Source organism: Pseudomonas sp. PVC-3-1 (assembly GCF_057444315.1).
Genome location: NZ_CM172023.1, coordinates 5,357,325 through 5,369,903, shown reverse-complemented (window position 1 = coordinate 5,369,903; position 12,579 = coordinate 5,357,325). Strand labels below are relative to the sequence as shown.

Here is a 12,579-nt window from a genome sequence, read left to right as displayed (position 1 = left end):
AAGGACGAAGTCGGGCAATTGATGGGCGCTGTGGGCAGCATGGCCGACAGCCTGCGCGGCATTGTCAGCCGCCTGAGCGATGGCGTCGGGCAGATCACCGCCTCCGCTCAGGCGCTGTCCAGCGTTACTGAGCGCACCCAGCACGGCGTGAACTCACAGAAGGCCGAAACCGACCAGGTCGCCACGGCGATGAACCAGATGGCCGCCACTGTCCACGACGTGGCGCGCAATGCCGAGGAGGCAGCCCATTCCGCCGAACAGGCCGACGGCAAGGTCGCCAGCGGGCAGGACGTGGTGCGCCAGACCCTCGGTCGCATCGAACAACTGGCTGACGCGGTGCGTGCGGCCACCGACAGCATCGAACAGCTCGGCCGTGAGAGCCAGAGCATCGGCAGCGTGCTGGACGTGATCAAGAACGTCGCCGAGCAGACCAACCTGCTGGCGCTCAACGCCGCCATCGAGGCTGCGCGAGCAGGCGAGCAGGGCAGGGGCTTTGCCGTGGTGGCCGATGAAGTGCGGGCGCTGGCGCGACGCACCCAGCAGTCCACCGCCGAGATCGAGACGCTGATCGCTGCCCTGCGCAATGGCGCCACCACGTCCGTTCAGCGTATGCAGCGCAGCCACGCGCTGGTGGAGATGACCGTGGGTGACGCGGTGCAGACCGAGGCCGCGCTGGGCAACATCGCCTCGGCGGTGGCGGTGATCCACCAGATGAACCAGCAGATCGCCGCTGCCTCTGAACAGCAGAGCGCGGTGGCCGAGGAGATCAGCCGCAGCGTCACCAGCATCCGCGGCATCGCCGATGAATCGGCGCAGGCCATGGAGTCCACCGCATCGTCCAGCGTCGAGCTGGCCCAGCTCAGCCGCGAACTACAGGGGCTGGTCGGGCAGTTCCGCCTGTGATGCCCGGGCGCTCGCCGCCTGCTCGCGCTTGCGCTGCTGGTGCCAGCGCCGGTAGGCGGTGACGCCGGCCCGCACCGAGCTGAATACCAGCGGCGGCTTTACCTCGCCCAAAGCGCCGGAGCGCTTGAGCATCGCCAGCGTCTCGCCGGTGACCCGAGCCAGGGACAGGTGTACGCCCTGGGCGTCGAGGGTCTGCTGCACTTCGCGCAGGGAGGTCAGGCCGCTGATATCCAGGTTGAGAATCCCCTCGGCATTGAGCAGCACGGCACGCGCATTCGGCGCCTGGGCAACCACCTCGAGGATGCGTTGCTTGAAGTAGTCGGCATTGAAGAACAGGATCGGCGCGTCGAAGCGGTAGATCACCAGTCCCGGCAAGGTGCGCGCGTTGGGGTACTGCTCGACCTCGACCTGGCCGTCGATGCCGTGCACCCAGCCCATCACTGCGTCGTGCGGGCGATAGGTAAGGTAGAGCAGGCGCAGCAGGGCGAGCATGATGGCGACGAAGATGCCCGGCAGCACGCCGACGCTGAGCACGCCGGCGGTGGTCAGCACGCACAGGCCGAACTCGAAACGGCTCAGCGCCCAGAAGCCGCGCAGCGCGCGGAAGTCGATCAGTCCCCAGCCGGCCATCAGCAGCACCGCGCCCAGCGCCGGCATCGGCACCCAGCCCAGCGGTTTGCTGAACAGCAGCAGGACCAGGCCGATCACCAGCGCGGCTACCACGCCGACCATCTGGCTCTTGCCGCCGACCATGTCGTTCACCGCGGTGCGCGAGTCGGCGCCGCTGATGACGAAGCCCTGGGAAATCCCCGCGCCGATGTTGGCCATGCCCAACGCCATGAATTCGTGGTTGGCGTCGATGGCGTAGCCGTGTCGGGCGGCAAAGCTGCGCGCGGTGAGCATGGCGCTGCAGAAACTGACGATGGTGATGCCCATGGCATCGCGGAACAGGCTGCCCAGTTCCTCGACGCTGGTCTTGGGCCAGCTCAGGTGAGGCAGGCCCTGCGGTACTTCGCCAAGCAGCTTGATGCCGTACTGGTCCAGGCCGAACAGTGCGGCGACCAGCGAGGCGAACAGCACGCCGACCAGCGCACCGGGAATCTTCGGGTAGCGTCGCGGCAGCAGGATCATCAGCGCCAGCGTGCCGACGCCCAGTGCCAGCGTCGGCAGGTGCGTGTCGGCCAGGTTGCGCACCAGGGCGATCAGGCCTCGGACAAAGCCGCTGGTTTCGCTGTGGTAGCCGAGGATCTTGCCGAGCTGCCCGGCGATCAGGCTCAGGCCGATGCCGTTCAGATAGCCCACCAGCGTCGGCCGTGAGAGGAAGCTGGCAACGAACCCGGCGCGGGCGAAGCCGGCGGCGATGGAGAGCGCGCCGACCATCACCGCGACGATCATCGACAACTGCAGCAACCGTTCCGGGTTGCCGGCCGCCAGCGGTGTGATGGCCGCTGCGACCATGGCGGCGGTGGCGGCATCCGGGCCGACCATCAATTGCCGCGAGCTGCCGACGATGGCGTAGATCAGCATCGGCAGTATGCAGGCGTAGAGCCCGACCTGCGGCGGGAAGCCGATGATCTGCGAATAGGCGATGGCGGTGGGAATCTGCACCGCGGCCACCGACAGGCCGGCCTGGATATCGCGCGGCAGCCAGTCGGAACGGTAGTGCAGCAGGCTGTCCAGTCCGGGCAGCCAACGGGCGAGCAACATCGAGGGATCTTCCTTGGAATCGACCAAGGGAAATCCTAGCCGGAAAGGCTCAACAGAGCTTGTCGGAAATCATCGAGATAGAGCGCAGAAGTGGGGAGGGTGCCTTGTAGGAGCGAGCTTGCTCGCGCACGTTTCTCCCTGCGATACCAGGGCTGTGCGGGTTCGCGAGCAAGCTCGCTCCTACAAGGTTGCCGGTTGCCCGCCGATGATCGGCTACGGGCAGGAGCAGGCTGTCCAGGCCGGGCAGCCAACGGGCGAGCAACATCGAGGGATCTTCCTTGGAATCGACCAAGGGAAATCCTAGCCGGAAAGGCTCAACAGAGCTTGTCGGAAATCATCGAGATAGAGCGCAGAAGTGGGGAGGGTGCCTTGTAGGAGCGAGCTTGCTCGCGCACGTTTCTCCCTGCGATACCAGGGCTGTGCGGGTTCGCGAGCAAGCTCGCTCCTACAAGGTTGCCGGTTGCCCGCCGATGATCGGCTACGGGCAGGAGCAGGCTGTCCAGGCCGGGCAGCCAACGGGCGAGCAACATCGAGGGATCTTCCTTGGAATCGACCAAGGGAAATCCTAGCCGGAAAGGCTCAACAGAGCTTGTCGGAAATCATCGAGTTAGAGCGCAGAAGTGCGGAGGGTGCCCTGTAGGAGCGAGCTTGCTCGCGAACGCTCCTCCCTGCGATACCAGGGCTGTGCGGGTTCGCGAGCAAGCTCGCTCCTACAAGGTTGCCGGCTGCCCGCCGATGATCGGCTACGGGCATGAGCAGGCTGTCCAGGCCGGGCAGCCAACGGGCGAGCAACATCGAGGGATCTTCCTTGGAATCGACCAAGGGAAATCCTAGCCGGAAAGGCTCAACAGAGCTTGTCGGAATTCATCGAGATAGAGCGCAGAAGTGGGGAGGGTGCCCTGTAGGAGCGAGCTTGCTCGCGAACGCTCCTCCCTGCGATACCAGGGCTGTGCGGGTTCGCGAGCAAGCTCGCTCCTACAATGTTGACGGTTGGCTACGGGTAGGAGCGGACTCCGTCTGCGATACGTCCGCATCGCGCCGGAAGCCATCGCGGACGAGATCCGCTCCTGCGTAACACCAGCAACGCCAGCGGCGGTCAGACCTTCAGCACCAGCTTGCCGAAGTTCTCGCCGCTGAACAGTCTGGCCAGGGTTTCGGGGAAGGTTTCCAGGCCCTCGACGATGTCTTCCTTCGACTTCAGCTTGCCTTCGGCAATCCAGGTCGCCATGTCCTTGAAGCCTTCCTGGAAGCGGTGGGCGTAGTCCATCACCACCATGCCTTCCATGCGCGCGCGATTGACCAGCAGCGACAGGTAGTTGGCCGGGCCGCGTACGGCTTCCTTGTTGTTGTACTGGCTGATCGCGCCGCAGATCACCACCCGTGCCTTGGGCGCCAGACGGGCCAGCACGGCATCGAGGATGTCGCCGCCGACGTTATCGAAGAACACGTTCACGCCCTTGGGGCACTCGCGCTTGAGGCCGGCGTTGACGTCTTCGGCCTTGTAGTCGATGGCGCCGTCGAAGCCCAGTTCCTCCACCAGATAGCGGCATTTGTCAGCGCCGCCGGCGATGCCGACCACTCGGCAGCCCTTGATCCTGGCGATCTGCCCGACCACGCTGCCCACCGCGCCGGCGGCGCCGGAAACCACCACGGTGTCACCGGCCTGGGGCAGGCCGACGTCGAGGAAACCGAAATAGGCAGTCATGCCGGTCATACCCAGCGCCGAGAGGTACAGCGGCAGCGGCGCACGCTGGCTGTCGACCTTGTAGAAGCCTTTCGGCTCGCCGAGGAAGTAATCCTGCACGCCGAGGGCGCCGTTCACTTCGTCGCCGACCTTGAAGTCCGGGTGCTGCGAGGCGATCACCTTGCCCACGCCGAGGGCGCGCATCACGTCGCCGATGGCCACCGGGGCGATGTAGGACTTGGCGTCGTTCATCCAGCCGCGCATGGCTGGGTCCAGCGAGAGGTACTGGTTCTTCACCAGGATCTGCCCCGGGCCGGGCTCGCCGACCGGGGTTTCCACGTAGGCGAAGGTGTCGCGGGTGGCGGCGCCGACCGGGCGCTGGGCGAGCTGGAACTGGCGGTTGATCTGGGCAGGCATGGCAGTGGACTCAGTCAGGGGGAAAGCCTAGGTGATAGTCCGCCCGCCGCGCCACGGCAAGTTCCGTCCGCCGGGGGAATGTCCGCTCATCGGTTCCAGTGATCCGGGCTCGCCGGAATCATCATCGCCGTGGATGCAGCGACGTCGCCCCGCCTGATAGTGCTTCGCGCCGCTGGAGCGCTGGCTAGACTGCAGCGGTTATTTCCCAACCCGCTTCGAGGTTCGCTCATGAGTCAGCTGCTTTCCGGCCAGGTTGCCCTGGTCACTGGCGCCGGTAACGGTATCGGCCGCGCCACCGCCCAGGCCTTCGCCCAGCAGGGCATGAAAGTCGTGGTTTCCGACGTCGATGCCAAGGGCGGCGAAGCCACCGTCGAGCTGATCCGCGGCGCTGGCGGCGAGGCCACCTTCATCCGTTGTGACGTGACCCGCGACGCCGAGGTCAAGGCGCTGGTGGAAGGCACCGTGGCTGCGTACGGCCGCCTGGACTACGCCTTCAACAACGCCGGCATCGAGATCGAGAAGGGCAAGCTGGCCGACGGTGAGGAAAGCGAGTTCGACGCCATCATGGGCGTCAACGTGAAGGGTGTCTGGCTGTGCATGAAGCACCAGATTCCGGTGATGCTGGGGCAGGGCGGCGGCGCCATCGTCAACACCGCTTCCGTCGCCGGCCTGGGCGCCGCGCCGAAAATGAGCATCTATGCGGCCTCCAAACACGCGGTGATTGGCCTGACCAAGTCCGCCGCCATCGAATACGCGAAGAAGAAAATCCGTGTCAACGCGGTGTGTCCGGCGGTGATCGACACCGACATGTTCCGCCGCGCCTACGAGGCCGACCCGAAGAAGGCCGAGTTCGCTGCTGCCATGCACCCGGTGGGCCGCGTCGGCCGCGTCGAGGAAATCGCCTCTGCCGTTCTTTACCTTTGCAGTGACAACGCTGGCTTCACCACCGGCATCGCGCTGCCGGTGGATGGTGGGGCGACGGCGATCTGACCAATTGGGGGAGCTCGGTGTGCGGGCTTCCCCTCACCCCAACCCTGGCTGCGCGCCCCGCTCCGAAGGGAGAGGGGCAGGCCCTTGCACCAACGCTGCCACGTCACACCTGTAGGAGCGAGCTTGCTCGCGAACGGATTTCACGGTCGCTGCGGTGCTGGGCGGTTCGCGAGCAAGCTCGCTCCTACAAAGGACAAAGCCCCGCACATTCCCGCCGCGTTCGCTACAAACTTTTGCATTCAGTTACAGGATGAAGTGGTTTTGGCCCGCAAGGCCAGTTACAAGCGCCCAAGAGGCCGAAACAATCGGCCCACCTCAGTTGGAGAATAATGACAATGACCAACGATCCCTTGCTGACGCTCTTCATGCCCATTGCCCTGGGCATCATCATGCTGGGCCTCGGCCTGTCCCTGACCGTCGCCGACTTCGCCCGCGTGGTGCGCTATCCCAAGCCCGTGCTCATCGGCCTGGTCTGCCAGATCATCCTGCTGCCGCTGGCGTGCTTCCTCATCACCGTGGGCTTTGCTCTCGAAGCAGCGCTGGCCGTGGGCATGATGCTGCTCGCTGCGTCCCCCGGCGGCACCACTGCAAACCTCTACAGCCACCTGGCCCACGGCGATGTGGCGCTGAACATCACGCTGACCGCGGTGAACTCGGTGATCGCCATCCTCACCATGCCGCTGATCGTGAATATGTCGCTGCTGTACTTCATGAACGACGGCCAGACCATCCCGCTGCAATTCGGCAAGGTGCTGCAGGTCTTCGTCATCGTGCTGGGCCCCGTTGCCATCGGCATGCTCGTGCGGCGCCTGCTGCCCAGCGTGGCGGCGGCGCTGCAGAAGCCGGTGAAGATTCTCTCCGCGTTGCTGCTGGCGGTGATCATCGGCGTGGCCGTGACCAAGGACTGGCAGACCTTCCTGACCTATGCGCCGATCGTTGGCGCTGCGGCCCTGAGCTTCAACTTGCTCAGCCTTGCCGTCGGCTATTGCGTGCCGCGCTTGCTGAAACTGTCCAAGCCGCAGTCCATCGCCATTGGCATGGAGATCGGCATCCACAACGGCACGCTTGCCATCGCACTGGCGCTCAGCCCCATGCTGCTGAACAACAGCACCATGGCCATTCCGGCGGCGATCTATGGCGTGCTGATGTTCTTCACCGCTGGCCTCTTTGGCTGGTGGGTCAGCCGGGGCGTGGCCAAGGCAACGCCGGAGCAGGCGACTGCCTGACTGATTGTGCGCTCCCTTCCTGCTAAAGGGAGCGCACGATCAGCACTCTTAAAAGGATTTTTCCTACACGGTGATAGGGACATTACGGCAGGGCTATTTCCTACGTGAGAACAGAATTTGGCTATCTCCTCCATCAATGACGGTGGTTGGGAGCCAGTTCACTCATGTAGGAAACTCCGATGAAAAAGTCCCTGATCTCCCTCTCCACTCTGCTCGCTCTTGCTGCTTCCGCGATGCAGGCCCAGGCATCCGACGGCACCATCACCTTCAACGGCAAGGTCCAGGACGTCACCTGCACCATCCAGATCAACGGTGCGGGCACCGGCGACGGCACCGTCACTCTGCCGACCGTTTCGAAGTCGTCCCTGGCGGGTGTCGGCACTACCGGCGGTGATACCAACTTCACGATCGACCTGTCCGGCTGCAGCGGCAGCGATGTCAGCGGCAACCCAGGCGTTGCCGTGTTCTTCGAGCCGGGCGCCAATGTCAACGCCCAGGGGCGCCTGACAAACACCGGCAGCGGCGCTCAGGAAGTCGACCTGGCTATCTTCCGCAACGGCTCCCCCTTGCAGCTGGGGGCCTCGCCGGCTACGGCCTTCACCAATATCACCGGAACCGGCGTCACCATCCCCTTCACCGTGAAGTACTACTCCAACTCGGCTACGCCGAGCGCGGGCGAAGTGAGGTCCAGCGTTACCTACTCGATCGTTTATCCGTAATTCGGACGCGTCACCGTCAATGGGAAGCGAGGGCTGGCGATCAGCCCTCGCTGGTGGCGGCTCATTTACTTCTATGACGAGGTCTCCATGAAGCGCGCTTTTCTTGGCTTGGGGTTGCTGCTGTCGGCCTGTCTGGTGATTGGTCAGGCTCAAGCCTCTATCGTGATCACCGGTACCCGTGTGGTCTACGACGCGGCCCAGCGGGAAGTGACGGTCAAGCTCAACAACGACGGACAGTCACCGATGCTGGTGCAGTCCTGGATCGACGAAGGCAACCTACAGGCAACGCCCGATACCTCCGCGGCACCCTTCGTGCTTACACCGCCCATAGCCCGGATCGACCCGAACAAGGGCCAGGCGCTGCGGGTTCGTTTCACCGGGCAGAAGGCCCTGCCGCAGGACAGGGAGTCGCTGTTCTGGCTGAACGTGCTGGAGGTCCCACCGTCCTCGGCTGAAGGGCAGAATCGTTTGAAGATCGCCTTCCGTAGCCGCGTGAAGTTCTTCTATCGCCCCGCCAACCTGCCCGGCAATGCCACGGCGGCCGCCGAGCAGTTGCAGTGGCGCGTGCTGCGCAATGGTTCGGAGTGGGCGCTGGAGTGTCGCAATGACAGTCCCTATTACGTCACCCTGGGAAAAGTCAGCATGAACGGCATCAGCCCGACGCTCGACATCAATTCCTCCCTGCTGGCGCCTGGCGAACGCAAGATGATTCCGCTCAAGGGCGCTGCCGCCGCGACGGGCAAGGTTGACTACACGAGCATCACCGACCTGGGCGCCGTGCTCCAGTATTCCCAGCCCCTGAAACCCTGATCGCTAGGTCCCGGGCTGTCCCATTAGTCGACGGTTGCCCGGTTGCTCCTCGGTCAAGGCAAGCGGTCCTGGCGGCAACCGGGCACATCGCTTCTTCTGGTTGCCCAGATCGATAGTTCGCTACCTGTTGGGATAATTCCTACAAGCATGTCGGTTTTATACGGTAGGGCAATTCCGGTGCTGGACGGAAACTCATTCCATCGCCTCCGCACGGTCACCCCGGCGCAGAGCACCACTACCGCAGGTCTCAGCCCATGAAAACGCCGCTGAAAGTTGTTCCAGGACAGCCGCCACCGCGTCGCAGGTTTCGGATCGACGCGCATCTGATCCGGTAGATCTCCCGCTACCAGCGCTATCCACCCGACCTCTTCCAACACCCGCACCGCGCCGGGAGGGGATCGGCATGCCCGCAACCCTGGGGCCGTCCGCAGGACACTGGCGAGGTTCAGTCATGAACAGCACCTTCCGCTATCCGTTGCAGGAACGCCTGGCGTTCTCGCTCAAACCCCTGGCACTGGCTGTCTGCCTGCTGGGTGGCCTGTACAGCGGTTTTGTGCTGGCGGAGCCGGGTGAAGGTGCAGTGGCCAACTTCGAGAGTGACATGCTGTGGGGGCAGGGCGCGCGCTCCATGAACCTGTCGCGCTTCAACCAGAGCAACCAGATCGTGCCCGGCACCTATAACCTCGATGTGCTGCTCAATGGTACGGCGCTGGGCCCGCAGGACATCCGCTTCGTCGCCGGTGACCGGCCCAATCATGCCAAGGCGTGCTTCTCACGCCTGCAACTGGAGCAGTTCGGCGTGAAGCTCGACCAACTGCCGCCGGACAAGCTCAGCGCTGATTGCCTTGATCCAGCGGCCCTCGTCGAGGGTGCCAGTGCAACTGTCGACGTGGGCGAGCAGCGCCTGGACGTGAGCATTCCCCAGGCCATGCTGCGGCGCAATCCGCGTGGCTACGTCAGCCCCGAGCGCTGGGACCGCGGCGTCAACGCCGGCTTCCTCGACTACAACCTCAGCGGCTACCAGAGCAATGGCCAGGGCAGCGATCAGCAGAGCGCCTATGCCAGCCTCATTGGTGGGCTGAACCTGGGCGACTGGCGCCTGCGCCAGCGCTCGTCACTCAACTGGGGGCAGGACGGCAAGTCCCTGCAGAACCTCGCCACCTTCGCCCAGCGCGATGTCGACTCGCTCCGCTCCCAGCTGACCCTCGGCGATGCCTATACCGATGGCGACCTGTTCGACTCGGTTCCCCTGCGCGGTGTCCGCCTGACCAGCGACGAGCGCATGCTGCCCGACTCCCAGCGTGGCTATGCGCCGATCGTTCGTGGTATCGCCGCTACCAATGCCCGGGTCACCATTCGCCAGAACGGCTACATCATCCACGAGGAAACCGTTGCCCCAGGCGCCTTCGAGATCCGCGATCTCAACCCCACCAGCGACAACGGTGACCTGGATGTGACGGTGACCGAGGCCAGTGGCCAGGAAAACCATTTCACCGTGCCGTTCTCCTCGGTGGCTCGCTCCCTGCGCCCAGGCGTCTCGCGCTACAGCACAAGCGTCGGTCAGGTGCGGGATCTCACCTATGGCTACAGCCCCTACGTCGCGCAGGCCACCTACCAGCGCGGCATCACCAACAGCATCACCGCCTACACCGGCAGCTCGATCTCCGATGGCTACACCTCCGCGCTCCTGGGGGGCGTGCTCAATACCGAGTACGGCGCCTTCGGCGCGGACCTGACCCAGGCCAGCACAGACCTGGAGGGGAAGCAGTACAGCGGCCGCTCGTTGGGCATCAGCTACAACAAGATTCTGCAGAGCACCGGCACGCATTTCACCGTCGCGGCCTATCGGTATTCCACCGATGGCTATTTCGGTCTCAACGATGCCCTGAACGCTCGTGACCAGGTCCGCGAGTACGGCGACGAGAAGGGGGGGGCCGATGCTGTCCGCCGCGCCCGCAGCCGCAGTGAAATCAACATCAGTCAGAACGTCGGGAGCGGCTACCTGTTCGCCAGCGGATCGGTCCAGAACTACTGGAACGACACTGGCTTCGATACCCAGTACCAGGCCGGTTACAACCGCAACTGGAGCTGGGGCAGCGCCTCGGTCAGCGCCTCGCGGACCCAGGATGCCTTCGGTGCTTCGGAGAGCCAGGTTCTGCTCAGTGTCTCGCTGCCCATCGGCAAGACCGGCAGCAATCGCCCGTATCTCACCAGCAGTGTCAGTCGCAGCAGCAGCGGGGCTAGCAACCTGCAGAGCACCTTGAGCGGCACCGCCGGCAAGGAAGGCCAGGTCAACTACGGCGTCACCGGCGCCTACGACAGCCCGGCTGCTGGCCAGAGCGCCGCCAGCCTCAGTGGCAATGCCCAGTACCGCAGCTCCTTTGGCACGCTGAGCGGCTCGGTGAGCCAGGGCAACGACTACCGCCAGGCCTCCGCAGGCGTTGCCGGTTCGGTGGTCGCCCACCCCAACGGTGTCACGTTCGGCCAGTCCCTGGGCGACAGCATCGCCATCATCGATGCCCCCGGTGCAGCCGGCGCCCAGGTCAGCAATGCCAGCAACCTCAAGCTCGATGGTCGCGGGCAGGCCGTCGTGCCATACCTCACGCCCTACCGTATCAACACCCTGGAACTGGACCCCAAAGGGTTATCCGATGACATCGAGCTCAAAAGCACCGTAAAGGATGTAGTGCCTCGTAGCGGGGCGGTGGTCGTGGTTCCGTTCGATTCGATTAGTGGCCATGCGCTGCTCATCCAGAGTCGGCAGACGGACGGCAGCCCGCTGCCCTTCGGCGCCAGTGTCCTCGATGAGAGAAACCAGGAAGTCGGTGTGGTCGGACAGGGCGGCAAGATTTTTGTCCGGGTCGCCAGCGACCATGGCGAATTGCGAGTCCCGGTCGAGGGGGACAGGTACTGCACCATTCACTACAGCACTCCGGCAGACAGGAGCCGAGACACGGGAGTGTCCTTGGAAACCATCGATGCGCTATGTGCTGCTCAATCCGGAGCCCCGCAATGATCCTGACCTCAATCAAGTCCTCTGTAGGTTGCCTGCTGATTGCTCTACTGGGTGCGGGCCTCAGCCCTGCCGAGGCAGCGGTGACCTGTACGCCCACGGCCGGTATAACGCTCAACCTGCCGGCTACCATCACCGCACCGCGCGACCGCAGCTTCGGTACGCCGCTGACGGCCTGGATTACCTCCTCCGTTACCCGTATGGAGAACGGCTGCACAGCCAACGACACGTCGACAACCTATGGTCAAGCCCAGGGGGCGCTCGTCGCCACCGGCAAGACGATCGTGGACGGCGGATCGACCTACACGGTCTATGCCACTTCGCTACGTGGCGTCGGAGTGATCATCAGTGCCCGGGACAACTACACCTCCCTGACGCCCGTCACGCCGACACCCACTGACCTGGTGAAGGGATGGTCGACATTCTGGGACTTCGCAGCGTCCGTCCGGTTGGTCGCGACAGGCGAACCGATCACTACCGGCACGCTGGCTGCGACAACGATCGCTAACGCCTTTGTCGCAGAAAAGAGTTCAGGAAGTACATCGGCCACTGCACCTATCAAGATCACCAGTACCAGCCTCACTGCCCAGACCTGCTCGGTAGATGCAGGCTCGATCAACATTCCCGTCAGCCTCGGAACCACGAGCGCGCCAGGCCTTGCCGGCCCTGTTGGGACCACCTCTGGCAACGCCAGCTTCAATGTACGTCTCAATTGCAGTACCGGTATGAACGTCTACATGACCCTGACGGACGCCAACAACCTTGGCAATCTGACTGACACGCTCAGTCTCAGCCCATCGGCGACTCAGGCTCGCGGCGTCGGCATCCAGATCCGGCGCGACGGAACGCCGGTGCGCTTCGGGCCGGACTCATCCGTCGCTGGCAATATGAACCAGTTTTCCCTTGGCGCATCACCCAATGGCGCCCTGGTGGTGCCATTCACCGCCAACTACATCAAGACGGCGGTGGCGGTGACGCCGGGGGACGCGAATGCCGTGGCTACCTACACGCTGTCTTATCAGTAGATTGAGGACGTTGTATCCAGGTGGGCGTCGCGGCGATTCTCATGCAGCCCATCATCCTGGGCGGCCGGTGGGGCGACGCAGGCGC

At 64.2% G+C, this 12,579-nt stretch carries 11 protein-coding genes; 7 read left to right on the top strand and 4 right to left on the bottom strand.

All coding sequences use genetic code 11. The features are described from left to right. Window positions 1–21 precede the first annotated feature (21 nt). On the top strand, window positions 22–903 hold the full coding sequence (locus AC2T4A_RS24610; RefSeq protein WP_478379039.1) for a methyl-accepting chemotaxis protein: 882 nt from the start codon (window positions 22–24) through the stop codon (window positions 901–903). On the opposite strand, the gene AC2T4A_RS24605 is transcribed toward AC2T4A_RS24610, so the two are convergent. The 4 genes from AC2T4A_RS24605 to AC2T4A_RS24590 all read right to left on the bottom strand — a co-directional run bounded on the left by AC2T4A_RS24605 (window position 871) and on the right by AC2T4A_RS24590 (window position 4,711). Beyond that, window positions 871–2,610, bottom strand: a complete 1,740-nt coding sequence (locus AC2T4A_RS24605) for a SulP family inorganic anion transporter (RefSeq protein WP_416746485.1) — start codon at window positions 2,608–2,610, stop codon at window positions 871–873. The two genes, AC2T4A_RS24610 and AC2T4A_RS24605, sit on opposite strands and share 33 nt — an antisense overlap. A 49-nt stretch (window positions 2,611–2,659) precedes the next feature. Continuing rightward, a complete protein-coding gene (locus AC2T4A_RS24600) occupies window positions 2,660–2,902 on the bottom strand; it encodes a hypothetical protein (RefSeq protein WP_486742027.1) in 243 nt (80 codons plus the stop codon). A gap of 22 nt (window positions 2,903–2,924) precedes the next feature. Further along, entirely contained in the window at window positions 2,925–3,167 is a 243-nt protein-coding gene (locus AC2T4A_RS24595) for a hypothetical protein (RefSeq protein ID WP_486742027.1), read from the bottom strand. Between the two features lie 539 nt (window positions 3,168–3,706). Continuing rightward, the gene (locus AC2T4A_RS24590; protein ID WP_486742026.1) at window positions 3,707–4,711 is read right to left on the bottom strand and encodes an NADP-dependent oxidoreductase; all 1,005 of its coding nucleotides are present in this window, start codon (window positions 4,709–4,711) and stop codon (window positions 3,707–3,709) included. A 228-nt stretch (window positions 4,712–4,939) separates the two neighbouring features. On the opposite strand from AC2T4A_RS24590, the gene AC2T4A_RS24585 reads away from it, so the two are divergent. The 6 genes from AC2T4A_RS24585 (at window position 4,940) to AC2T4A_RS24560 (ending at window position 12,494) form a co-directional block, all read left to right on the top strand. Continuing rightward, entirely contained in the window at window positions 4,940–5,701 is a 762-nt protein-coding gene (locus tag AC2T4A_RS24585; protein ID WP_486742025.1) for an SDR family oxidoreductase, read from the top strand. A 335-nt stretch (window positions 5,702–6,036) separates the two neighbouring features. Further along, window positions 6,037–6,927 (top strand): bile acid:sodium symporter family protein, encoded by an 891-nt coding sequence (locus AC2T4A_RS24580; protein WP_486742024.1) that lies wholly within the window; start codon window positions 6,037–6,039, stop codon window positions 6,925–6,927. A 179-nt stretch (window positions 6,928–7,106) separates the two neighbouring features. Then, the gene (locus tag AC2T4A_RS24575; RefSeq protein WP_416746493.1) at window positions 7,107–7,646 is read left to right on the top strand and encodes a fimbrial protein; all 540 of its coding nucleotides are present in this window, start codon (window positions 7,107–7,109) and stop codon (window positions 7,644–7,646) included. Between the two features lie 87 nt (window positions 7,647–7,733). Continuing rightward, on the top strand, window positions 7,734–8,456 hold the full coding sequence (locus AC2T4A_RS24570; RefSeq protein ID WP_416746494.1) for a fimbrial biogenesis chaperone: 723 nt from the start codon (window positions 7,734–7,736) through the stop codon (window positions 8,454–8,456). 451 nt (window positions 8,457–8,907) lie between these two features. Beyond that, window positions 8,908–11,472, top strand: coding sequence for a fimbria/pilus outer membrane usher protein (locus tag AC2T4A_RS24565; RefSeq protein WP_486742023.1), 2,565 nt, complete (start codon window positions 8,908–8,910; stop codon window positions 11,470–11,472). Further along, a complete protein-coding gene (locus tag AC2T4A_RS24560; protein ID WP_416746499.1) occupies window positions 11,469–12,494 on the top strand; it encodes a fimbrial protein in 1,026 nt (341 codons plus the stop codon). Before AC2T4A_RS24565 ends, AC2T4A_RS24560 begins: the two co-directional genes overlap by 4 nt. Window positions 12,495–12,579: the final 85 nt, after the last annotated feature.

Bases quoted from the DNA above. Each gene is read 5' to 3' on its own strand.
- AC2T4A_RS24610 (WP_478379039.1), top strand. From the start codon at position 22: ATGGGCGCTGTGGGCAGCATGGCCGACAGCCTGCGCGGCATTGTCAGC.
- AC2T4A_RS24605 (WP_416746485.1), bottom strand. From the start codon at position 2,610: ATGTTGCTCGCCCGTTGGCTGCCCGGACTGGACAGCCTGCTGCACTAC.
- AC2T4A_RS24590 (WP_486742026.1), bottom strand. From the start codon at position 4,711: ATGCCTGCCCAGATCAACCGCCAGTTCCAGCTCGCCCAGCGCCCGGTC.
- AC2T4A_RS24585 (WP_486742025.1), top strand. From the start codon at position 4,940: ATGAGTCAGCTGCTTTCCGGCCAGGTTGCCCTGGTCACTGGCGCCGGT.
- AC2T4A_RS24580 (WP_486742024.1), top strand. From the start codon at position 6,037: ATGACCAACGATCCCTTGCTGACGCTCTTCATGCCCATTGCCCTGGGC.
- AC2T4A_RS24575 (WP_416746493.1), top strand. From the start codon at position 7,107: ATGAAAAAGTCCCTGATCTCCCTCTCCACTCTGCTCGCTCTTGCTGCT.
- AC2T4A_RS24570 (WP_416746494.1), top strand. From the start codon at position 7,734: ATGAAGCGCGCTTTTCTTGGCTTGGGGTTGCTGCTGTCGGCCTGTCTG.
- AC2T4A_RS24565 (WP_486742023.1), top strand. From the start codon at position 8,908: ATGAACAGCACCTTCCGCTATCCGTTGCAGGAACGCCTGGCGTTCTCG.
- AC2T4A_RS24560 (WP_416746499.1), top strand. From the start codon at position 11,469: ATGATCCTGACCTCAATCAAGTCCTCTGTAGGTTGCCTGCTGATTGCT.